The 461-nt window shown below is 60.5% G+C and carries 1 pseudogene; it reads left to right on the top strand.

The features are described 5' to 3' along the window. Positions 1 to 101: 101 nt before the first annotated feature. Positions 102 to 461, top strand: a pseudogene (locus BP869_RS06650) (hypothetical protein); the annotation flags it as partial.

Raw genomic sequence — 461 nt, 5'->3', positions numbered from 1 at the left:
CCCGCCCACCCCACCCTTGCGCTCCAGAAATATGAATCCTCGTGCAGGCCGGGGAGGACACCCATCACTGCCTTTAACACCCTTCCCGTCGATCCTTTTCTATGGATATCGAGGGATTTGTCCGCAGGGAACTCGCTGCGGGCAGGGGCGAAGACGATGTCGTCGCAGCTCTCAAATGCGAGATCCTCAGGATCAAGACAGACGCTTCCCCTGAATATGTCGAGACATTCGTACAGGCCGTCCTCGAAGAGGTCAAAAATACCAGCGGCCTTACCGGCGACCTCTTCGCCTTCGAACATGCCGGCGTCACCATGGGGGAGTTCGGCGTCGGGTCCCGCGGGAAGGGGGACTTTTTTGCCCACAGGCAGTTCCCGCGGATCATTGGCAAGGCCGCGGCCGCGGTCGGCGTCGATGAGATGGACGACGCCGGAGCGGTCGCCGCGAACGGGAAATATATCATC

Origin of the sequence: Methanofollis sp. UBA420, from assembly GCF_002498315.1 — an archaeon.
In the GTDB taxonomy this organism is placed as follows: domain Archaea; phylum Halobacteriota; class Methanomicrobia; order Methanomicrobiales; family Methanofollaceae; genus Methanofollis.
Note: the sequence above shows the minus strand (reverse complement) of the source record. Positions and strands in the feature narration are given on the sequence as shown.